19 protein-coding genes are annotated in these 20,175 nt (G+C 51.6%); 12 read left to right on the forward strand and 7 right to left on the reverse strand.

Going from position 1 to position 20,175, the window contains the following annotated elements:
• Positions 1-213: 213 nt before the first annotated feature.
• Both purU and ABLV12_RS02050 read right to left on the reverse strand, forming a co-directional pair.
• Positions 214-1,056 carry a formyltetrahydrofolate deformylase gene (purU, locus tag ABLV12_RS02045; RefSeq protein WP_004103121.1) on the reverse strand — a complete coding sequence of 281 codons (843 nt, stop codon included), beginning with the start codon at positions 1,054-1,056 and terminating at the stop codon, positions 214-216.
• Positions 1,057-1,098: 42 nt separating this feature from the next.
• Entirely contained in the window at positions 1,099-1,557 is a 459-nt protein-coding gene (locus ABLV12_RS02050) for a YchJ family protein (RefSeq protein ID WP_047719759.1), read from the reverse strand.
• 112 nt (positions 1,558-1,669) lie between these two features.
• Here ABLV12_RS02050 and rssA point away from each other — a divergent pair, with 112 nt between their 5' ends.
• The 3 genes from rssA to galU all read left to right on the forward strand — a co-directional run bounded on the left by rssA (position 1,670) and on the right by galU (position 4,772).
• Positions 1,670-2,569, forward strand: a complete 900-nt coding sequence (gene rssA, locus ABLV12_RS02055) for a patatin-like phospholipase RssA (RefSeq protein WP_004103119.1) — start codon at positions 1,670-1,672, stop codon at positions 2,567-2,569.
• An 89-nt stretch (positions 2,570-2,658) separates the two neighbouring features.
• Positions 2,659-3,672 (forward strand): two-component system response regulator RssB, encoded by a 1,014-nt coding sequence (gene rssB, locus ABLV12_RS02060; protein ID WP_004103118.1) that lies wholly within the window; start codon positions 2,659-2,661, stop codon positions 3,670-3,672.
• 197 nt (positions 3,673-3,869) lie between these two features.
• The gene (gene galU / locus ABLV12_RS02065; RefSeq protein WP_004103117.1) at positions 3,870-4,772 is read left to right on the forward strand and encodes a UTP--glucose-1-phosphate uridylyltransferase GalU; all 903 of its coding nucleotides are present in this window, start codon (positions 3,870-3,872) and stop codon (positions 4,770-4,772) included.
• 133 nt (positions 4,773-4,905) lie between these two features.
• Here galU and hns read toward each other — a convergent pair whose 3' ends face one another.
• Positions 4,906-5,313 (reverse strand): histone-like nucleoid-structuring protein H-NS, encoded by a 408-nt coding sequence (hns, locus tag ABLV12_RS02070; protein WP_004103116.1) that lies wholly within the window; start codon positions 5,311-5,313, stop codon positions 4,906-4,908.
• A gap of 93 nt (positions 5,314-5,406) precedes the next feature.
• The gene (locus ABLV12_RS02075) at positions 5,407-5,727 is read right to left on the reverse strand and encodes a hypothetical protein (RefSeq protein WP_032726314.1); all 321 of its coding nucleotides are present in this window, start codon (positions 5,725-5,727) and stop codon (positions 5,407-5,409) included.
• A 144-nt stretch (positions 5,728-5,871) separates the two neighbouring features.
• Between ABLV12_RS02075 and tdk the strand changes: the two genes are divergently transcribed.
• Positions 5,872-6,489: a thymidine kinase gene (tdk, locus tag ABLV12_RS02080; protein WP_335269647.1), complete on the forward strand. Its 618-nt coding sequence runs from the start codon at positions 5,872-5,874 to the stop codon at positions 6,487-6,489.
• A 178-nt stretch (positions 6,490-6,667) separates the two neighbouring features.
• Here the strand turns inward: tdk and adhE are convergent, their stop codons facing one another.
• A complete protein-coding gene (gene adhE, locus ABLV12_RS02085; protein WP_004103112.1) occupies positions 6,668-9,343 on the reverse strand; it encodes a bifunctional acetaldehyde-CoA/alcohol dehydrogenase in 2,676 nt (891 codons plus the stop codon).
• A gap of 477 nt (positions 9,344-9,820) precedes the next feature.
• Here adhE and ABLV12_RS02090 point away from each other — a divergent pair, with 477 nt between their 5' ends.
• The 7 genes from ABLV12_RS02090 to ABLV12_RS02120 all read left to right on the forward strand — a co-directional run bounded on the left by ABLV12_RS02090 (position 9,821) and on the right by ABLV12_RS02120 (position 17,688).
• Positions 9,821-10,468 (forward strand): YchE family NAAT transporter, encoded by a 648-nt coding sequence (locus ABLV12_RS02090; protein WP_024274364.1) that lies wholly within the window; start codon positions 9,821-9,823, stop codon positions 10,466-10,468.
• Positions 10,469-11,217: 749 nt separating this feature from the next.
• Positions 11,218-12,849 carry an oligopeptide ABC transporter substrate-binding protein OppA gene (oppA, locus tag ABLV12_RS02095; protein WP_004103108.1) on the forward strand — a complete coding sequence of 544 codons (1,632 nt, stop codon included), beginning with the start codon at positions 11,218-11,220 and terminating at the stop codon, positions 12,847-12,849.
• 87 nt (positions 12,850-12,936) lie between these two features.
• The gene (gene oppB / locus ABLV12_RS02100; protein ID WP_004103106.1) at positions 12,937-13,857 is read left to right on the forward strand and encodes an oligopeptide ABC transporter permease OppB; all 921 of its coding nucleotides are present in this window, start codon (positions 12,937-12,939) and stop codon (positions 13,855-13,857) included.
• 14 nt (positions 13,858-13,871) lie between these two features.
• Positions 13,872-14,780 carry an oligopeptide ABC transporter permease OppC gene (oppC, locus tag ABLV12_RS02105; protein WP_004103105.1) on the forward strand — a complete coding sequence of 303 codons (909 nt, stop codon included), beginning with the start codon at positions 13,872-13,874 and terminating at the stop codon, positions 14,778-14,780.
• 11 nt (positions 14,781-14,791) lie between these two features.
• Positions 14,792-15,805, forward strand: coding sequence for an ABC transporter ATP-binding protein (locus tag ABLV12_RS02110; RefSeq protein WP_004103103.1), 1,014 nt, complete (start codon positions 14,792-14,794; stop codon positions 15,803-15,805).
• The gene (gene oppF / locus ABLV12_RS02115; RefSeq protein WP_004103101.1) at positions 15,802-16,806 is read left to right on the forward strand and encodes a murein tripeptide/oligopeptide ABC transporter ATP-binding protein OppF; all 1,005 of its coding nucleotides are present in this window, start codon (positions 15,802-15,804) and stop codon (positions 16,804-16,806) included. Before ABLV12_RS02110 ends, oppF begins: the two co-directional genes overlap by 4 nt.
• Positions 16,807-16,851: 45 nt before the next feature.
• Positions 16,852-17,688, forward strand: a complete 837-nt coding sequence (locus ABLV12_RS02120; protein ID WP_004103099.1) for an ion transporter — start codon at positions 16,852-16,854, stop codon at positions 17,686-17,688.
• Positions 17,689-17,757: 69 nt separating this feature from the next.
• Here ABLV12_RS02120 and ABLV12_RS02125 read toward each other — a convergent pair whose 3' ends face one another.
• Together ABLV12_RS02125 and cls are read right to left on the reverse strand one after the other, a co-directional pair.
• Positions 17,758-18,087, reverse strand: coding sequence for an HI1450 family dsDNA-mimic protein (locus ABLV12_RS02125; protein WP_004103097.1), 330 nt, complete (start codon positions 18,085-18,087; stop codon positions 17,758-17,760).
• Between the two features lie 34 nt (positions 18,088-18,121).
• Positions 18,122-19,582 carry a cardiolipin synthase gene (gene cls, locus ABLV12_RS02130; RefSeq protein ID WP_004103095.1) on the reverse strand — a complete coding sequence of 487 codons (1,461 nt, stop codon included), beginning with the start codon at positions 19,580-19,582 and terminating at the stop codon, positions 18,122-18,124.
• A gap of 143 nt (positions 19,583-19,725) precedes the next feature.
• Between cls and ABLV12_RS02135 the strand changes: the two genes are divergently transcribed.
• Positions 19,726-19,899, forward strand: a complete 174-nt coding sequence (locus ABLV12_RS02135; RefSeq protein WP_004103093.1) for a YciY family protein — start codon at positions 19,726-19,728, stop codon at positions 19,897-19,899.
• Positions 19,900-20,175: the final 276 nt, after the last annotated feature.

Genomic DNA, 20,175 nt, shown 5'->3' on the forward strand with positions numbered 1-20,175 from the left:
GTCGATGACGGCAGATTTACAGTCTGCTCCCTTTGGCCGCTCGGGAACCCCACCACGGGGTAATGCTTAATACTGGCCTGCTTCCTTATCGGGAAGCGGGGCGCATCATATCAAATGACGCGCCACTGTAAAGTATTCGTTTGCTAAAAATAAACTGGTTGCCTGATTTTTACGCGTAAAGCCGTAAAGCTAACCAGTTAATTTCATTATCGATTAAAGAATAATCGTTCGGTTGCCGTAAACAAACACCCGCTGTGCAAGCACCTGGTACAATGCGCGGCTCAGAACGTTTTTCTCAACGTCGCGGCCAGCGCGCATCATATCTTCTGCGGTGTAGGTGTGATCGACATGAATAACGTCCTGCATGATGATGGGGCCTTCATCCAGATTATCGTTCACGTAGTGGGCGGTTGCGCCAATAATCTTCACCCCGCGGTCATAGGCCTGATGATACGGACGCGCGCCGATAAACGCCGGCAGGAATGAGTGGTGAATATTGATAATCTTATTCGGGAAGCGGGAGACAAACTCGGGGGTCAACACCCGCATGTATTTCGCCAGCACGACGTAATCCGGTTCATGGGCGGCGATAGCATCACCCATCTGCTTATCGTGCTCTTCGCGGGTTAGCCCCTCATGGCTCACCAGCTGGAAGGGAATATCAAAGCGTTCAACCAGCGAGCGCAGGGTTTCGTGATTGCCGATGACGGCGGCGATTTCTACGTCCAGCCCGCCATAGTTGGCTTTCATCAGCAGATCGCCGAGGCAGTGCGCCTCTTTAGTCACCAGAATGACGACACGGCGGCGGCCTGCTGGGTTGAGCTCACGAATCGAGCCTTCCGGCAGCGCGCTGTCGAGGTCAGCCAGGAGAACGGAGTCATTGAAAATACCCTCGAGCTCGGTACGCATAAAGAAGCGGCCGGTCCGGTGGTCAACGAACTCATTGTTCTGCACGATGTTCAGCTCGTGCTTATAGCAGATATTCGTGATACGCGCGATGAGGCCTTTCTGATCAGGGCAAATGGTGCGTAGTACTTTACGTTGTAGTGAATGCATCGCGGGGAAAATCCTGTAGTGTTTGCTATTCCTGCTGCTGGCTTACTGGCCGCAGCATTTTTTAAATTTTTTACCTGAACCGCAAGGGCAGGGGTCGTTACGACCGATCAGCGGTCGCATTCCGTCAATATAGTACCACTGTCCGTTTTCTTTTAAGAATCTGGATCGTTCAATAATGGCGCCGGAGCGGTTATTGTCAGTGAAACGCGCGATAAAGCTGACGTAGCCTTCATCGGGACTTCTGCCTTCATCGGCAGCAAAGACGGTGAGACCCAGCCATTGAGTTTGCTTAAACCCGTTCTCCAGGTCCGCGCGAAACTGTTGCGCCTGACAGGAGGGGTGCCAGGTTTTAATCAGATAGTCGGCGTCCTGCATAACAAATGCGCTATAGCGGGAACGCATCAGCTGTGACGGATCTGGCGCAAGCTGCGTGCCAGTCAGATAACGCTGACAACATGCGCTATACTCCAGAGCGCTGCCGCAGGGGCATAATGGCGACAAAACGGCCTCCATGGGATAAAGAAAGACGGCGCTACGCCGCCAAAGCGCAATATGTTAACTGAGGTATGGCGATGATGCCATGCCCGGAGTGGAAGGATATGTTTCGGTAAGAATGAGAAAGCTCAAGATCGGTCTGGCGCTAGGGGCAGGAGCCGCCCGCGGGTGGTCGCATATCGGTGTGATTAATGCATTACAGCGTGCGGGCATTGACGTTGATGTCATCGCAGGGTGCTCTATTGGCTCGCTGGTGGGGGCGGCTTACGCCTGCAACCGCCTTCCGGCGCTGGAAAAATGGGTATGCTCTTTTAGCAACTGGGACGTCCTGAAATTAATGGATCTCTCCTGGCAGCGAGGGGGCTTGCTGCGGGGCGAACGGGTATTTAGCCAATATCGTAAACTGCTACCGGTCACCGAGATTGAACGCTGCGAGCGTCGTTTTGCGGCCGTTACCACCAATTTAAGTACCGGTCGCGAACTGTGGTTTACGGAAGGGGATCTGCATCTGGCGATTCGTGCCTCGTGCAGTATGCCTGGTCTGATGTCGCCGGTCATGCATAATGGTTACTGGCTAGTGGATGGCGCGGTGGTTAATCCCGTGCCGGTATCCCTGGCTCGGGCAATGGGCGCGGATATCGTTATTGCCGTTGATTTGCAGCACGACGCGCATCTGATGCAGCAGGATTTATTATCCATGGAGGTGCCGCGTCCGGAGGCCGAAGAAGATTTTTCGTGGCATTCACGGCTGCGCTCCCGCCTGGCGCGTATGACCTCACGTCGGGCGACGGTAGCGCCGACGGCAATGGAGATCATGTCGACTTCCATTCAGGTTCTGGAAAATCGTCTTAAGCGAAACCGTATGGCGGGCGACCCGCCGGATATCCTGATTCAGCCCTTTTGCCCGCAAATCTCCACGCTGGATTTCCACCGTGCCGGCGAAGCTATCGCTGCCGGACATCTGGCAGTGGAAAAGAGAATGGATGAACTATTACCTTTAGTGCGTACCTCCGTGTAGCGCATTTGATGCATACTTAAGTAAATTCTGACAGGCGGTAGCGTGAATCGCGTGCCACTATTAACTTATCGTCAGTCAGGGGAGAGATCATGACGCAGCCATTGGCGGGAAAACAGATTCTGATAGTTGAAGACGAACCCGTTTTCCGCTCACTTATGCACACCTGGTTAGCTTCGCTGGGCGCGACCATCGTCCAGGCGGAAGATGGCGTGGATGCACTTCAAAAAATGGCCGAGTCAAAACCCGATTTGATGATATGCGATATTTCCATGCCGCGAATGAACGGCCTGCAGCTGGTGGAGCATGTGCGCAATCAGGGCGAGCAGCTGCCGATTCTGATGATTTCAGCGACGGAAAATATGGCGGATATCGCCAAAGCGCTGCGCCTTGGCGTGCAGGACATTCTTCTTAAACCGGTAAAAGATTTCGATCGCCTGCGAGAAACCGTGTACGCCTGCCTCTACCCCAACATGTTTAATTCTCGTGTCGAAGAGGAGGAACGCCTGTTTGAGGATTGGGACGCGCTGGTCAGCGATCCCTCCGCGGCGTCAAGGCTGCTACAGGAGCTTCAGCCCCCGGTCCAACAGGAGATGTCGAACTGCCGTATTCACTATCGGCAGCTTGTCTCCGTCGATAAGCCCGGTCTCGTGCTCGACATTGCGCCGCTATCAGAAAACGATCTGGCGTTTTATTGTCTGGACGTCACGCGAGCGGGTGATAATGGGGTTCTTGCTGCTTTATTACTGCGCGCCCTTTTCAATGGCCTGCTGCAGGAGCAGCTTGCTCATCAGGGACAGCGTTTACCGGAGATGGGGAGCCTGCTTAAACAGGTCAATCAATTACTGCGTCAGGCTAACCTGCCGGGGCAATTTCCATTATTGGTAGGGTATTACCATAGCGGCTTGAAAAATTTAATTTTGGTTTCCGCGGGTTTGAATGGCACGTTGAATACGGGGGAACACCAAATTCAGATTAGCAATGGCGTTCCGTTAGGTACCCTGGGTAATGCCTATCTCAACCAAATTAGTCAACGCTGCGCATCATGGCAGTGCCAAATTTGGGGGGCCGGGGGACGTTTACGCCTTATGTTGTCTGCGGAGTGAACAATTGCGCTTATTTTTACCCAAGTGGGATTACCACGCGATCTTTTGTGGTGGTACTATCGCCGGGTTTAATGCGTAAAATTCCTAATTCGGAGATATCTAATCCTTTTCGGAACAGGTTCAACTGAACAGGCTGATATACTCGATACCATATTATTAACGAGAAGTTTAAAAAACGAACAGTCCAGGAGATTTCAATGGCTGCGCTTAATTCAAAAGTAAGAAAAGCTGTCATCCCGGTTGCGGGATTAGGCACCAGGATGTTGCCCGCTACTAAGGCTATTCCGAAAGAAATGCTGCCGCTGGTAGATAAGCCATTAATTCAATATGTTGTTAACGAATGTATCGCCGCCGGGATTACAGAAATTGTTCTGGTGACGCACTCTTCTAAAAACTCCATCGAAAACCATTTCGATACCAGTTTTGAACTGGAAGCCATGCTGGAAAAACGTGTAAAACGCCAGCTGCTGGAAGAAGTGCAATCTATTTGTCCGCCGCACGTGACTATTATGCAGGTGCGTCAGGGGCTGGCTAAAGGTCTGGGCCATGCTGTGCTGTGCGCGCATCCGGTTGTCGGCAATGAGCCGGTCGCGGTTATTTTACCGGACGTTATTCTTGACGAATATGAATCCGATCTGTCCCGCGATAACCTGGCGGAAATGATCGCTCGTTTTGACGAGACCGGAGCCAGCCAGATTATGGTTGAGCCGGTTGCTGACGTGACCGCGTACGGCGTTGTTGATTGCAAGGGCCAGTCCCTGCAGCCGGGTGAGAGCGTACCGATGGTCGGCGTTGTTGAGAAACCGAAAGCGGACGTAGCGCCGTCTAACCTGGCAGTTGTAGGTCGCTATGTGCTGAGCGCCGATATCTGGCCGCTGCTGGCAAAAACGCCTCCGGGAGCCGGTGACGAAATTCAGCTGACCGATGCCATCGATATGCTGATCGAAAAAGAGACCGTTGAAGCCTATCATATGAAAGGCAAAAGCCACGACTGCGGTAATAAGCTGGGCTATATGCAGGCCTTCGTTGAATATGGCGTGCGCCATAAGTCGCTGGGCGCTGAATTTAAATCCTGGCTGGAAAAAGCCATCGCGAAGTAATTGATCGCTACACAATGCACGACCGGGAGCGAGATTCGTTTCCCGGTTTTTTTATGTCCGCAGGGCACAGGTCCGATTAGCGGATAAAAAAAATCCCGCCGAAGCGGGATTTTTAAACGGATGCGCGGGCATATTACAGCAGGAAATCGTCCAGCGTTTTACCTTGCTCATCCATCGCTTTCTTGATCACTGCCGGAGTACGACCCTGACCAGTCCAGGTTTTAGTTTCGCCATTTTCGTCAACGTAGCTGTATTTAGCCGGACGTGCAGCGCGCTTGGTTTTAGTTCCCGCTTTAACTGCAGCCATAGTGCTCAGCAGTTCATTAGGATCAATACCGTCAGCAATCAGCATTTCACGGTATTGCTGCAGTTTACGAGTGCGTTCTTCAATTTCCGCAGCCGCAGCGCTTTCTTCTTCACGACGTTCGTTAACGACAACTTCTAATTTTTCCAGCATTTCTTCGAGCGTTTCAAGGGTGCATTCTCTTGCCTGTGCACGAAGAGTACGGATGTTGTTCAGAATTTTAAGTGCTTCGCTCATTGTAGTAATCTCAAACTTATATTGTGGGGTGGTTTGTTGGTCTAATAATAGAGCGATAAATTCAGATGTGCAATAGGGGAGAATGTAAGGAAGTCAAAATAACTTGTTATTTGTCTCGGGAATTAATTCATTTAACTTAAATTTTATGTGCGGGTTCACATCTTTCCTGCTTATAGCGCGGTGGAAAACATAAGCTAAAACCCTGAGATAGTATGCTTTTTCTGTTACGCGATGAGAAAAATTATACTTTGCATGGATAAATATCATTGTCAGTATTAGCGCAGCAGCGGCGATGATGTTTAATATAAAACACTTGTCCAGCGCGGTTATAGCTATCAGAAAAATGCCTGGTAAGCACAAAAGCGCAATAGCGATGTGGGAGCGGACCGCTGTTGGCGCACGAATAGCAGGCATTCCCCTTCAATTAAGATGCTTAATCTATCAGGCATTCGTTGACCGGACATTCCCGGCAATACCCACACGGTGAGGGCTGATAGTGAGTGAATATATGATACAATTTTGCTGCGAAAAAACACATTGATTGGGGTTACGCGGCCGATGGCACAACTTTATTTCTACTATTCAGCAATGAATGCAGGCAAGTCTACCGCTCTGTTGCAGTCTTCATACAATTACCAGGAGCGAGGGATGCGTACTCTGGTTTATACCGCAGAGATTGACGATCGCTTTGGTTCAGGGAAAGTGAGTTCAAGGATTGGCCTCTCCTCGCCGGCGCGGTTGTATAATACGCAGACAGCGTTATTTACCGCCATTGCCGACGAACATAGACGTCAGCCGATTCACTGCGTATTAGTTGATGAGAGCCAGTTTTTGACGCGCGAACAGGTGCATGAGCTGTCTGAAGTCGTAGACCAGCTGGATATCCCCGTGCTGTGCTATGGACTGCGTACTGATTTTCGCGGTGAACTTTTTACCGGCAGTCAATATTTGCTGGCGTGGTCAGATAAGCTGGTTGAATTAAAAACTATCTGTTTCTGCGGTCGTAAAGCGAGCATGGTTTTGCGCCTCGACCAGGAGGGGCGGCCGTACAATGAAGGGGAACAGGTAGTGATTGGCGGTAATGAACGCTATGTGTCCGTCTGCCGCAAGCATTATAAGGAGGCGTTGAGCGTCGGTTCTTTAAGCTTTGTGCAGAACAGGCAGCACACCTACTAATACCTTCCCGTGAGACCCTCTCAGGCGCTTATATAGCGCCTTTTTTTATTCCTCAACTCTGAACCCTTGATTATACATTTCGGCCGTCTGAGACCTTATGTGGGCCGCTGAACGGGGGAGATAAAAAAAGCCCCATCATAAGATGGGGCTGGTATTAACGTTCTTGACTACGGTGAGATTAAGCGGATTTCTTCGCTTTTTTCTCAGCTTTACCCGGCGCGGCTTCTTTCTTCTCTTCCACGCCGCCTTCGACGTAATGGCGACCGTAGTAGGTATCCAGCAGAATCTGTTTCAGCTCGGCAATCAGCGGATAGCGCGGGTTGGCGCCGGTGCACTGGTCATCGAATGCGTCTTCAGACAGCTTATCAACGTGGGCCAGGAAGTCAGCTTCCTGCACGCCAGCTTCGCGGATAGACTTAGGAATACCCAGTTCAGCTTTAATTTCTTCCAGCCAGCCAAGCAGTTTTTCGATTTTCGCTGCGGTGCGGTCACCCGGTGCAGTCAGACCCAGGTGGTCAGCGATTTCCGCATAGCGACGACGGGCCTGCGGACGGTCGTACTGGCTGAATGCCGTCTGTTTGGTCGGGTTGTCGTTGGCGTTATAGCGGATAACGTTGCTGATCAACAGGGCGTTCGCCAGACCGTGAGGAATGTGGAACTGAGAACCCAGTTTGTGCGCCATGGAGTGACATACACCCAGGAAGGCGTTAGCAAACGCAATACCGGCGATCGTTGCAGCACTGTGTACGCGCTCACGCGCTACCGGGTTCTTAGAACCTTCATGGTAAGACGCCGGCAGGTTTTCTTTCAGCAGCTTCAGCGCCTGCAGCGCCTGGCCGTCGGAGAACTCGGAAGCCAGTACGGAAACGTAAGCTTCCAGCGCATGGGTCACCGCATCCAGACCACCGAACGCGCACAGGGATTTCGGCATTTCCATGACCAGGTTGGCATCAACAATCGCCATATCCGGGGTCAGGGCATAGTCAGCCAGCGGGTATTTCTGCCCGGTTGCATCATCGGTAACAACGGCGAACGGCGTGACTTCAGAGCCGGTGCCAGACGTGGTGGTGATCGCCACCATTTTGGCTTTAACGCCCATTTTCGGGAACTTGTAGATACGCTTACGGATATCCATAAAGCGCAGCGCCAGCTCTTCGAAGTGGGTTTCCGGATGTTCGTACATGACCCACATAATTTTCGCCGCGTCCATCGGGGAACCGCCGCCCAGGGCGATAATCACGTCCGGTTTGAAAGAGTTCGCCAGCTCAGCGCCTTTACGGACGATGGTCAGAGTCGGGTCAGCTTCCACTTCAAAGAAAACTTCTGTTTCAACGCCGGCCGCTTTCAGTACGGAAGTGATCTGGTCTGCGTAGCCGTTGTTAAACAGGAAACGGTCGGTGACGATCAGCGCGCGTTTGTGACCATCAGTAATCACTTCATCCAGCGCGATTGGCAGTGAGCCACGACGGAAGTAGATAGATTTCGGAAGTTTGTGCCACAACATGTTTTCAGCTCGCTTAGCAACGGTTTTCTTGTTGATCAGGTGCTTAGGACCAACGTTTTCCGAGATGGAGTTACCACCCCATGAACCACAACCCAGAGTCAGGGAAGGTGCGAGTTTGAAGTTATACAGGTCACCGATACCACCCTGAGAAGCCGGGGTGTTGATCAGGATACGTGCGGTTTTCATCAACTGACCGAAGTAAGCAACGCGTTCTGGCTGGTTATCCTGGTCGGTATACAGGCAGGAAGTGTGGCCGATACCGCCCATAGCAACCAGTTTTTCCGCTTTATCAACCGCGTCTTCGAAGTTCTTCGCACGATACATCGCCAGCGTCGGGGACAGTTTTTCGTGGGCAAACGGCTCGCTTTCATCAACGTCGGTGACTTCACCAATCAGAATCTTGGTGGACACAGGAACGGTGAAGCCTGCCAGCTCAGCGATTTTATACGCAGGTTGACCAACGATAGCGGCGTTCAGCGCGCCATTTTTCAGAATGATATTCTGAACCGCTTTCAGCTCCTGGCCCTGCAGCAGGTAGCCGCCGTGGCTGGAGAAACGTTCGCGAACGGCGTCGTATACGGAATCTACAACGACTACGGACTGCTCGGAAGCACAAATAACGCCGTTATCGAAGGTTTTAGACATCAGTACGGATGCGACGGCGCGTTTGATATCAGCCGTTTCGTCGATAACAACGGGAGTGTTACCCGCGCCTACGCCGATTGCCGGTTTACCAGAGCTGTACGCTGCTTTAACCATGCCCGGACCGCCGGTAGCGAGGATCAGGTTGATATCCGGGTGATGCATCAGCGCATTGGACAGTTCTACGGAAGGCTGGTCAATCCAACCAATCAGATCTTTCGGCGCGCCGGCAGCGATAGCCGCCTGCAGTACGATATCAGCTGCTTTATTGGTTGCATCTTTTGCACGCGGATGCGGGGAGAAGATGATGGCGTTACGAGTCTTCAGGCTAATCAGAGATTTAAAGATAGCGGTTGAAGTCGGGTTAGTAGTCGGGACGATACCGCAGATGATACCAATCGGTTCAGCGATTGTAATAGTACCAAAGGTGTCATCTTCAGACAGGACGCCGCAGGTCTTTTCATCTTTATAGGCGTTATAGATGTATTCGGAAGCAAAGTGGTTTTTGATCACTTTATCTTCGACGATGCCCATGCCGGATTCGGCAACGGCCATCTTAGCGAGAGGGATTCGAGCATCTGCAGCGGCCAGAGCGGCGGCGCGGAAGATTTTGTCTACTTGTTCTTGAGTGAAACTGGCATATTCACGCTGGGCTTTTTTTACGCGCTCTACGAGTGCGTTAAGTTCAGCGACATTAGTAACAGCCATAATGCTCTCCTGATAATGTTAAACTTTTTTAGTGAATCAGTAGCTCGATTCGACAGTATAGACAGTGTGTTAACTGCTTGCATTTAAATGTTAACGTAAAGAATTTTGTGCTTCTGACTTCACCGATTGACTAAAAAAGCTTTTGTTTTTTCTTTCAGGTACCGCTGTTGTGCCTCCTCTCTGTGTGTAAACAAGGTTACTCACTTCTGAGTACAAATTATGTGATCTAAATCAATAATCGGCAAAGCTGATACCTTTCAGCAGGTCATTTTTTGACCAATTTGCTCAAGTGTAATGATACGGTATGCTAATTAAATGACTAAATAGCATTGCATAAACAAATAAATAACATTCCAGCCTTATTATGTACTTCCAGATGAATAGAGATGAATTATGCTATCAAACAGCGTATCTTCTCGCGGATATTTTATGCTGGTAACTGTCAACAGCCATTTTTATGATGCTGCGGAGCGCCCTGTGATTCAGTCGTTGTTCGATTTTTCAGCCTACTTTAAATTTTTTATTGGGTTATTTGCGCTGGTAAACCCGGTTGGCATTATCCCGGTGTTCATTAGTATGACCAGCTACCAGACGGCGGCCGTACGCAACAAAACCAACCTGACCGCCAACCTGTCCGTCGCCATTATCCTGCTCACGTCGCTGTTTTTGGGCGATGCAATTCTGCAGGTCTTCGGCATTTCCATTGATTCTTTCCGCATTGCCGGCGGGATTCTGGTCGTCACCATTGCCATGTCGATGATTAGCGGCAAGTTGGGCGAGGATAAACAGAACAAGCAAGAAAAATCAGAAACGGCCATTCGCGAGAGTATTGGCGTGGTGCCGCTGGCGCTGCCCCTGATGGCCGGTCCCGGGGCCATCAGTTCGACTATTGTCTGGGGAACGCGCTATCACAGTGTCGCCCACTTTGTTGGCTTTTCCGTCGCTATCGCGCTTTTTGCGCTATGCTGCTGGGGCATTTTCCGTATGGCCCCCTGGCTGGTTCGTTTACTTGGTCAAACCGGTATCAACGTAATTACCCGTATTATGGGACTGTTGCTGATGGCTCTCGGGATTGAGTTTATCGTGACCGGTATAAAGGCGCTGTTTCCAGGGCTGGTGAATTAACCCGCATCGCTTTGTGCGCGGGGCTCATTGTCCCGCGTTTGCTAAATATCAGTAAAACATATCAAAAATGGTGATTTATCTGGCTGGTATACGTTTTTTTAATGCCTGATAATGTTATTTATTTTCAGTTAATTACCCCTGTAATTTACGTCTTTCCTGCCGTTTTACCCACAGTCGCTACTGTTATTTTCTTCACATCATTCTCTGGCGCTTGCCGTCTGATAATCGAAATGATATTAGTAATTTATCTCGTGAAGCAGATGAATGTGCTAAATAATAAGCGAATGTTAAATTTTCGTACAAAATTTCATCGATTCACTGAGATTTGGCATTCAATGCGAGTATTCTATTTTAACGTCATGATAAATAACAATTTTTTAAACATTGCCCTGCCTGATGCTGACTCGGCTACCGCAATGATCTGGCGACAAAAGAGAATCCGGTAACATATTTGCAAATTGCATTGGCGGACAATAAAGCGTTTTGGTACTTTCCGGCGTGATCTTTAGTGAATTCATGCGCAAATGAGAATTCTTATTAAATAGCTCATTGCGACTTAAAATCGCCCCCGGACAGGGGGGTAAGAATCGACGTCAAGGCTGCCGTTTGAGCGGTCGTAATAAATAAGTCGGTGATAGCAAGCAGTACTCGCTGGCAGCTGCATAAACTCCTGCACTGTTCAGAATCCAGAAAAGAGAAAACAGGCTGGTTAAATAGCCAGTAATTATAATGAGTGGAGTAACAAACACATGACCATCATCACGAAAAAAAGCCTGGTAGCCGCAGGCGTACTCTCTGCATTAATGACAATCAACGCCGCGGTGGCGGCAGATGTACCGGCAGGGGTACAGCTGGCGGATAAACAAACGCTGGTACGTAACAACGGCTCCGAAGTTCAGTCTCTCGATCCGCACAAAATTGAAGGCGTGCCGGAGTCCAATATTAGCCGCGATTTGTTTGAAGGGCTGTTGGTAAGCGACCTTGATGGCCATCCGGTGGCGGGTGTGGCGGAAAAATGGGACAACAAAGATTTTAAAGTCTGGACCTTCCATCTGCGTAAAGATGCTAAGTGGTCCGACGGTTCGCCGGTTACCGCGCAAGATTTTGTTTATAGCTGGCAGCGTCTGGCGGATCCGAAAACAGCCTCGCCTTATGCAAGTTATTTACAGTACGGTCACCTGGCCAACGTTGACGACATCATCGCCGGGAAAAAGCCAGCAACCGATCTGGGCGTCAAAGCGCTGGACGATCATACCTTCGAAGTGACCCTTAGCGAACCGGTACCTTATTTCTACAAACTTCTCGTGCACCCATCCGTTTCTCCAGTTCCTAAAGCCGCTATTGAGAAATTTGGTGACAAATGGACCCAGCCGGCCAATATCGTCAGCAACGGCGCGTATAAATTAAAAGACTGGGTAGTGAACGAACGTATTGTACTGGAACGTAATGCTAACTACTGGGATAACGGCAAAACCGTTATTAATCAGGTTACCTTTTTGCCGATCGCTTCTGAAGTCACCGACGTCAACCGCTACCGCAGCGGCGAAATCGATATGACCTATAACAATATGCCGATCGAACTGTTCCAGAAACTGAAAAAAGAGATCCCGCAAGAAGTTCACGTCGATCCGTATCTGTGTACTTATTACTACGAAATCAATAACCAGAAAGCGCCGTTTACCGATGTTCGCGTGCGTACCGCGCTGAAGATGGCGCTGGACCGCGATATTATTGTCAATAAAGTGAAAAACCAGGGCGACCTGCCAGCCTATAGCTATACGCCGCCGTATACCGATGGCATGAAGCTCATCGAACCTGAGTGGTTCAAGTGGTCACAGGAAAAACGTAATGAAGAAGCGAAAAAACTGCTGACCGAAGCCGGCTATTCTGCTGACAAGCCGCTGACTTTCAATCTTCTCTATAACACTTCCGATCTGCACAAAAAACTGGCTATCGCCGTGGCTTCGATCTGGAAGAAAAATCTGGGTGTCAACGTGAAGCTGGAAAATCAGGAATGGAAAACCTTCCTCGATAATCGCCATCAGGGTACCTTCGATGTCGCACGCGCCGGCTGGTGCGCAGACTACAACGAACCCACTTCCTTCCTGAATACCATGCTGAGCGACAGCTCAAACAACACTTCGCATTATAAGAGCCCGGCTTTCGACAAGATTATTGCCGAAGCGCTGAAAACCAGCGATGAAGCAAAGCGCGCGGATCTCTATGCACAATCTGAGCAGCAGCTGGATAAAGACTCCGTCATTGTACCGGTCTTCTATTATGTTAACGCCCGTTTGGTTAAGCCGTGGGTAGGTGGGTATACCGGTAAAGATCCGCTGGATAATACTTACACAAGAAATATGTACATTGTGAAGCACTAATGGCAATACGTGAGGCGGCATTATTGCCTGCCTCACGGTGTCTTATTTCATCGCACTATTGAAGGCACACGCCAGAAGGTACGGGCAATGTTAAAATTTATCTTACGTCGCTGTCTGGAAGCGATTCCGACGCTATTTATTCTTATTACTATCTCTTTCTTCATGATGCGTCTTGCGCCGGGAAGCCCTTTTACCGGTGAACGCACGCTGCCGCCGGAAGTCATGGCGAATATTGAAGCAAAATACCATTTAAACGACCCCATCATGACCCAGTACTTCAACTACCTGAAGCAGCTGGCGCACGGTGATTTCGGTCCTTCTTTTAAATATAAAGATTATTCAGTCAACGATCTGGTGGCCTCCAGCTTCCCGGTGTCAGCCAAATTAGGCTTCGCCGCGTTTTTTCTGGCGGTGGTGCTCGGCGTGACGGCCGGGGTTATTGCAGCATTGAAGCAAAATACGAAATGGGATTTTGCCGTGATGGGGATAGCAATGACCGGGGTCGTGATACCGAGTTTCGTGGTGGCGCCACTGCTGGTCATGATATTCGCCATTACGCTGCACTGGTTGCCGGGCGGGGGATGGAACGGCGGGGCGCTGCAATATATGATTTTGCCGATGGTCGCTCTGTCATTAGCCTATATCGCCAGTATCGCGCGTATTACCCGCGGTTCGATGATCGAGGTTTTGCACTCTAACTTCATCCGCACCGCCAGGGCAAAAGGCTTGCCGATGCGCCGTATTATTCTGCGCCATGCCTTAAAGCCTGCGCTGCTGCCGGTACTTTCCTATATGGGGCCCGCCTTCGTCGGTATTATCACCGGCTCAATGGTTATCGAAACGATTTATGGTCTGCCGGGAATCGGTCAGCTGTTCGTCAACGGCGCGCTGAACCGCGATTACTCGCTGGTGCTCAGCCTGACCATTCTGGTGGGCGCATTGACCATTCTGTTTAACGCGATTGTTGACGTGCTGTATGCCGTTATCGATCCGAAAATTCGTTACTGACGCTGGGGTTCGCCATGATGTTAAGTAAGAAAAACAACGAGGCGCTGGAAAACTTCAGTGAAAAACTGGAAGTCGAGGGGCGTAGCCTCTGGCAGGATGCCCGCCGCCGCTTTATGCATAACCGCGCCGCGGTTGCCAGCCTGATTGTGCTGGTGATTATTGCGCTGTTCGTTACCATCGCGCCGATGGTAACGCAGTTCTCCTATTACGATACTGACTGGGGCATGATGTCCAGCGCGCCCGATATGGAGTCCGGCCACTACTTTGGTACCGACTCTTCCGGCCGCGATCTGCTGGTGCGCGTGGCTATCGGCGGGCGTATCTCATTGATGGTCGGCGTTGCTGCTGCGCTGGTGGCGGTGATTCTGGGAACGCTTTACGGTTCGCTTTCTGGCTATCTGGGCGGCAAAGTGGATTCGGTGATGATGCGCCTGCTGGAAATCCTCAACTCCTTCCCGTTTATGTTCTTCGTCATTCTGCTGGTGACCTTCTTTGGCCAGAATATCCTGCTGATTTTCGTGGCTATAGGCATGGTCTCCTGGCTGGATATGGCGCGTATCGTTCGCGGTCAGACCTTGAGCCTGAAGCGGAAAGAATTCATTGAGGCTGCGCAGGTCGGCGGCGTTTCAACGCGCAATATCGTTATCCGCCATATCGTGCCTAACGTGCTTGGAGTGGTTGTGGTGTATGCCTCACTGCTGGTCCCAAGCATGATTCTGTTTGAATCCTTCTTAAGCTTCCTCGGTCTGGGGACCCAGGAGCCGTTAAGCAGCTGGGGCGCGCTGCTCAGCGATGGCGCCAACTCGATGGAAGTGTCGCCGTGGCTGCTACTGTTTCCTGCCGGTTTCCTGGTAGTTACGCTGTTTTGTTTTAACTTTATCGGCGATGGCCTGCGTGATGCCCTCGACCCGAAAGACCGCTAAGGAGCGCCGTCATGAGTACGATTGAAACGGCGAAAACGCCGCAGACTGCCCAACAATCCGGATTGCTTCTGGATGTGAAAGATCTCCGCGTCACCTTTGGTACCCCCGATGGCGATGTGACCGCGGTCAACGATCTCAATTTCAATCTGCGGGCCGGGGAAACCTTAGGCATCGTGGGCGAGTCCGGTTCCGGTAAGTCGCAGACCGCTTTTGCGCTGATGGGCCTGCTGGCGGCAAACGGTCGCATCGGGGGTTCAGCGACCTTTAACGGTAAGGAGATCCTTAACCTCCCGGAGCGCGAACTGAATAAGCTGCGCGCCGAGCAGATCTCCATGATTTTTCAGGACCCGATGACCTCGCTCAATCCCTATATGCGGGTAGGCGAGCAGCTGATGGAAGTTCTGATGCTGCACAAAGCGCTGAGTAAAGCCGAAGCGTTTGAAGAGTCGGTGAAAATGCTGGATGCGGTCAAAATGCCGGAAGCGCGCAAGCGGATGAAAATGTACCCACACGAGTTTTCCGGCGGGATGCGCCAGCGCGTGATGATTGCGATGGCGCTGCTGTGCCGGCCCAAGCTGCTGATCGCCGATGAACCGACCACGGCGCTGGACGTGACCGTACAGGCGCAAATCATGACGCTTCTCAATGAGCTTAAGCGCGAATTTAATACCGCAATCATCATGATTACCCACGACCTGGGCGTTGTCGCCGGCATCTGCGACAAGGTGCTGGTGATGTATGCCGGGCGTACCATGGAGTATGGCGAGGCGCGCGACGTCTTTTACCAACCCTCGCATCCGTATTCCATCGGACTGCTCAATGCAGTACCGAGGCTGGATGCGGAAGGCGATGCCCTGCTGACGATTCCCGGTAACCCGCCGAACCTGCTGCGTCTGCCCAAGGGCTGTCCATTCCAGCCGCGTTGCCCGCATGCGATGGAGATTTGCAATAGCGCTCCGCCTCTGGAGGAGTTTGCACCTGGCCGCCTGCGCGCCTGCTTTCAACCGGTGGGGGATTTGCTATGAACGCCGTAACGGAACAAAGAAAAGTCCTGCTCGAAATCGCCGATTTGAAGGTGCACTTTGATATTAAAGACGGTAAACAGTGGTTCTGGCAGCCGTCAAAAACGCTGAAAGCGGTAGATGGCGTGACGCTGCGTCTGTATGAAGGGGAAACCCTGGGCGTGGTCGGGGAGTCAGGCTGCGGAAAGTCGACGTTCGCGCGCGCGATCATTGGTCTGGTGAAAGCCACCGACGGTAAAGTCGCCTGGTTGGGCAAAGATTTACTGGGCATGAAGGCCGAAGAGTGGCGCGACGTGCGTAGCGATATTCAGATGATCTTTCAGGATCCGCTGGCGTCGCTCAATCCGCGCATGACGATCGGGGAAATTATTGCCGAGCCGCTGCGCACCTATCATCCCAAAATGCCGCGACAGGAAGTTCGCGACCGCGTGAAGGCGATGATGATGAAAGTGGGCCTGCTGCCGAACCTGATTAACCGCTATCCGCATGAATTCTCCGGCGGCCAGTGTCAGCGTATCGGTATTGCGCGCGCGCTAATTCTTGAACCGAAGCTCATTATCTGCGATGAGCCGGTCTCCGCGCTGGACGTGTCGATTCAGGCACAGGTGGTTAACCTGCTGCAGCAGCTGCAGCGGGAAATGGGGCTGTCGCTGATTTTCATCGCCCACGATTTGGCGGTCGTAAAGCATATTTCCGACCGCGTGCTGGTGATGTATCTTGGTCATGCCGTGGAGCTGGGCACCTACGATGAGGTGTACCATAATCCGCTGCACCCCTATACCAAAGCGTTGATGTCGGCGGTGCCGGTGCCGGACCCCGATAAGGAAAAGAATAAAACGATCCAGCTGCTGGAAGGGGAGCTGCCATCGCCGATTAATCCGCCGTCGGGATGCGTATTCCGTACCAGGTGTCCCATCGCCGGGCCGGAGTGCGCAAAAACGCGACCGGTGCTGGAGGGCAGTTTCCGCCATGCGGTTTCCTGCCTGAAGGTAGACCCGTTATAATCTCTGGGGCTGACGTAAGTCAGCCCTTTTATTAGCGAGGTTTACGTGGCTTTTCATATTCATGCCGCTCGTCTGCGGCTGTATCATTTACTCTTCGATCAAAATCGCCGTTCCGGTCGTCATTTTGAGGGACTTTGCGGCATATTTGCCCTGCTCAGCGTGCTGGTGATATTTATCGAGTCCGGGCTCGGTACGCAATATCATCTGACATTAGACGAATGGCATATTTTCGTCTGGCTCGAACTTATCGTCACGGCGGTTTTTACTTTTGAGTATTTTCTGCGCATTATCAGCTGGCCGAATCCGCTAAAGTATATTTTCAGCTTCTGGGGAATTATTGACCTGGCCACCATTTTACCGCTTTATGTTATGTGGCTATGGCCCGAGATCAGTATTGAGTACGTGTTTGCCTGGCGGGCGATGCGCGCCATCCGGGCATTGCGCATCCTTAAGCTACTGCGCTTTATGCCGTCGCTGAATATTTTCTGGTCCGCTATCGTCAGCGCACGCCACCAGCTGATCCTGTTCTATTCTTTTATTGCCATTGTGATGGTGATCTTTGGCTCCCTGATGTATCTGGTTGAGGGGCCGCGATACGGTTTTACTACGCTAAATGCGTCGGTTTACTGGGCGATAGTGACGATAACTACGGTAGGGTATGGCGATATTACGCCGCATACGCCGCTGGGGCGCATTTTGGCATCCATACTTATCTTAATTGGCTACTCGATTATTGCGATCCCTACCGGCTTAATTACCAGCCATATGACCGCCGCCTTTCAGAATCGCCGCACGCAGCGCCAGTGTCCGCACTGTCAGCATCACGCTCATGAAAAAGGTGCTCGCTACTGCAATGCTTGCGGCAGTGAACTGCCGGAATAAATAAAAAAGCCTGCGCTGATTCACTCAGGCAGGCTTCTTCTTTTATTAGCTATTTGCTTAAGAAAGAGCTTATTCGCGCCACAGGATATGGCAGAGCTTGTGGTCTTTCTCGCGGCAAAGCAGCACGCGTGCAAAAATATCGTTAATTTCGCCGCCATCTTCATCGGCCAGGCCAATCACCACTTCAGCGAAGAAGTCAGGATTGAGGTCGAAATCCACGTGCTCTTCCCAGTCCGGTGCCGGGTCAAACAGCTCGGCGCCGCCGCGCTCTTCAAACTGCAGGTTGAACAGAATGACATCCGCCGGGTCGAGGTTATCGACGGCCAGTTCAAGGAAAATGTCGTAGGCCTGTTCAAGCGTTTCGTCTTCGGTCAGGCGGTTGTTTAAATCCATATCCATGATTGCTACCCATTAAACATCTGATTGGCACGTTTTACAGCAACGGACTGAAGAAGTAAAACAGTCGCTCGGCGATCCGTTGCCACAGCGGACGTTTTAACCACAGCCTGGCGTCCAGCAGGCGCGAGCGGGAAATATAATCATCCTGCACCGCGGCCAGATCGCTGCCGAAACCGGCATCGTCAATCACCAGCGTGATCTCGAAGTTAAGCCACAGGCTGCGCATATCGAGGTTAACGGTACCCACGAGGCTAAGTTCGCCATCAACCAGCACGCTCTTGGTATGCAGCAGACCGCCTTCAAACTGATAGATTTTCACCCCGGCAGCCAGCAGCTCGGTAAAGAAAGCGCGGCTAGCCCAGCCGACCAGCAGCGAGTCGTTCTTGCGCGGCAAAATAATGCTGACGTCAACGCCGCGCTGGGCGGCAGTGCAGATGGCGTGCAGTAGATCGTCGCTGGGCACAAAATAAGGTGTCGTCATGATCAAATGCTCTTTGGCTGCATAGGCGGCAGTCAGCAGAGCCTGATGGATCAGGTCTTCCGGGAATCCCGGGCCCGAGGCAATGGTGTGAATCGTATGCCCGCTGGCCTCTTCAAACGGCATAATGTTCGCGTCCGGCGGCGGGGGCAAAATACGTTTTCCGGTTTCAATCTCCCAGTCGCAGGAGTAGACAATGCCCATGGCTGTCGCGACCGGACCTTCCATTCGCGCCATCAGATCGATCCACTGGCCTACGCCGGAGTCCTGCTTAAAGAAACGCGGATCGACCAGATTCATACTGCCGGTATAGGCAATATAGTTATCGATCATGACCATTTTGCGGTGCTGACGCAGGTCCATGCGGCGCAGGAAGACGCGCATCAGGTTTACCTTCAGCGCTTCGACGACTTCAATGCCGGCATTACGCATCATGGCGGCCCAGGGGCTGCGGAAGAAAGCCACGCTCCCCGCGGAGTCCAGCATCAGCCGGCAGTGCACGCCGCGCCGCGCCGCCGCCATTAATGACTCTGCGACTTTATCGGCCATGCCGCCGGGCTGCCAGATATAGAACACCATCTCGATATTATGACGAGCGAGCTGAATATCGCGAATCAGCGCCTGCATGACGTCATCGGATTCGGTAAGCAGCTGTAGCTGGTTGCCTTTAACGCCACCAATTCCCTGACGACGTTCGCAGAGCTTGAACAAGGATTCCGCGACCGGGCTATTATCTTCGGCAAAGATATGCTTGCAGGCCTTAAGATCCTTCAACCACTTAGCCGTCGATGGCCACATGGCCCGCGCGCGCTCGGCGCGACGTTTACCCAGGTGCAGTTCGCCAAATGAGAGATAGGCGATAATCCCTACCAGCGGAAGGATATAAATGATCAGCAGCCACGCCATCGCTGACGGTACCGCGCGTCTTTTCATTAATATCCGTAATGTTACACCGGCGATAAGTAGCCAGTAACCGAGTATAACCAGCCAGTTCACCACCGTGTAAAAGGTTGTCATAGATGAAAAATCCTTTTGAATGACTTGATGACATGAGTTTACGCATCAGCATCCATCTGGCAAATAAAAACGCAGCGAAAGCGTTGGTTAGCCCGATTCATCGGTCTATAATGCAGGCTGTTTTCACTCGTAGAGTAGTTGCAATGAAGCGTAGTAGAACGGAAGTAGGGCGCTGGCGCATGCTTAGACAGGTGAGTCGCCGTAAAGCACGCTGGCTGGAAGGCCAATCGCGTCGCAATATGCGCATCCTCTCCATCAGAAAGGAGCTGGTTAAACGGCAACGTCACTCTCTGCTGTTCACCTTCTCTGAGTTTTGAGAGTCGAAACAAAAGGCACCGTTCGCGGTGCCTCTGTTTTATCCGCGTTTCGTTGTGAGCATACTCTTATATTGACACCCTCTTTCTTTAGCCAGAGAAACCCTTTTTCGCACCGGATCCTGGGTTATTGTTTGCATTAGCCGAATGCTGGCAGGAAGGCTCATCGCCACAACACCTTTTCCCGGCTCATAAGGCTGGCTCAACGCGTATAAACGCAAAAAACGGGAAGTACCATGCATCACACATGCTACTTATAATGTCCGTAAGGCTTCTATT

Origin of the sequence: Klebsiella sp. CN_Kp100 (assembly GCF_040065315.1) — a bacterium.
Classification (GTDB): domain Bacteria; phylum Pseudomonadota; class Gammaproteobacteria; order Enterobacterales; family Enterobacteriaceae; genus Klebsiella; species Klebsiella oxytoca.

What these genes read in the sequence shown, in the direction of transcription:
- purU (WP_004103121.1), bottom strand. Translation starts at nt 1,056, where the DNA reads ATGCATTCACTACAACGTAAAGTACTACGCACCATTTGCCCTGATCAG.
- rssA (WP_004103119.1), top strand. Translation starts at nt 1,670, where the DNA reads ATGAGAAAGCTCAAGATCGGTCTGGCGCTAGGGGCAGGAGCCGCCCGC.
- rssB (WP_004103118.1), top strand. Translation starts at nt 2,659, where the DNA reads ATGACGCAGCCATTGGCGGGAAAACAGATTCTGATAGTTGAAGACGAA.
- galU (WP_004103117.1), top strand. Translation starts at nt 3,870, where the DNA reads ATGGCTGCGCTTAATTCAAAAGTAAGAAAAGCTGTCATCCCGGTTGCG.
- hns (WP_004103116.1), bottom strand. Translation starts at nt 5,313, where the DNA reads ATGAGCGAAGCACTTAAAATTCTGAACAACATCCGTACTCTTCGTGCA.
- ABLV12_RS02075 (WP_032726314.1), bottom strand. Translation starts at nt 5,727, where the DNA reads ATGCCTGCTATTCGTGCGCCAACAGCGGTCCGCTCCCACATCGCTATT.
- tdk (WP_335269647.1), top strand. Translation starts at nt 5,872, where the DNA reads ATGGCACAACTTTATTTCTACTATTCAGCAATGAATGCAGGCAAGTCT.
- adhE (WP_004103112.1), bottom strand. Translation starts at nt 9,343, where the DNA reads ATGGCTGTTACTAATGTCGCTGAACTTAACGCACTCGTAGAGCGCGTA.
- oppA (WP_004103108.1), top strand. Translation starts at nt 11,218, where the DNA reads ATGACCATCATCACGAAAAAAAGCCTGGTAGCCGCAGGCGTACTCTCT.
- oppB (WP_004103106.1), top strand. Translation starts at nt 12,937, where the DNA reads ATGTTAAAATTTATCTTACGTCGCTGTCTGGAAGCGATTCCGACGCTA.
- oppC (WP_004103105.1), top strand. Translation starts at nt 13,872, where the DNA reads ATGATGTTAAGTAAGAAAAACAACGAGGCGCTGGAAAACTTCAGTGAA.
- ABLV12_RS02110 (WP_004103103.1), top strand. Translation starts at nt 14,792, where the DNA reads ATGAGTACGATTGAAACGGCGAAAACGCCGCAGACTGCCCAACAATCC.
- oppF (WP_004103101.1), top strand. Translation starts at nt 15,802, where the DNA reads ATGAACGCCGTAACGGAACAAAGAAAAGTCCTGCTCGAAATCGCCGAT.
- ABLV12_RS02125 (WP_004103097.1), bottom strand. Translation starts at nt 18,087, where the DNA reads ATGGATATGGATTTAAACAACCGCCTGACCGAAGACGAAACGCTTGAA.
- cls (WP_004103095.1), bottom strand. Translation starts at nt 19,582, where the DNA reads ATGACAACCTTTTACACGGTGGTGAACTGGCTGGTTATACTCGGTTAC.
- ABLV12_RS02135 (WP_004103093.1), top strand. Translation starts at nt 19,726, where the DNA reads ATGAAGCGTAGTAGAACGGAAGTAGGGCGCTGGCGCATGCTTAGACAG.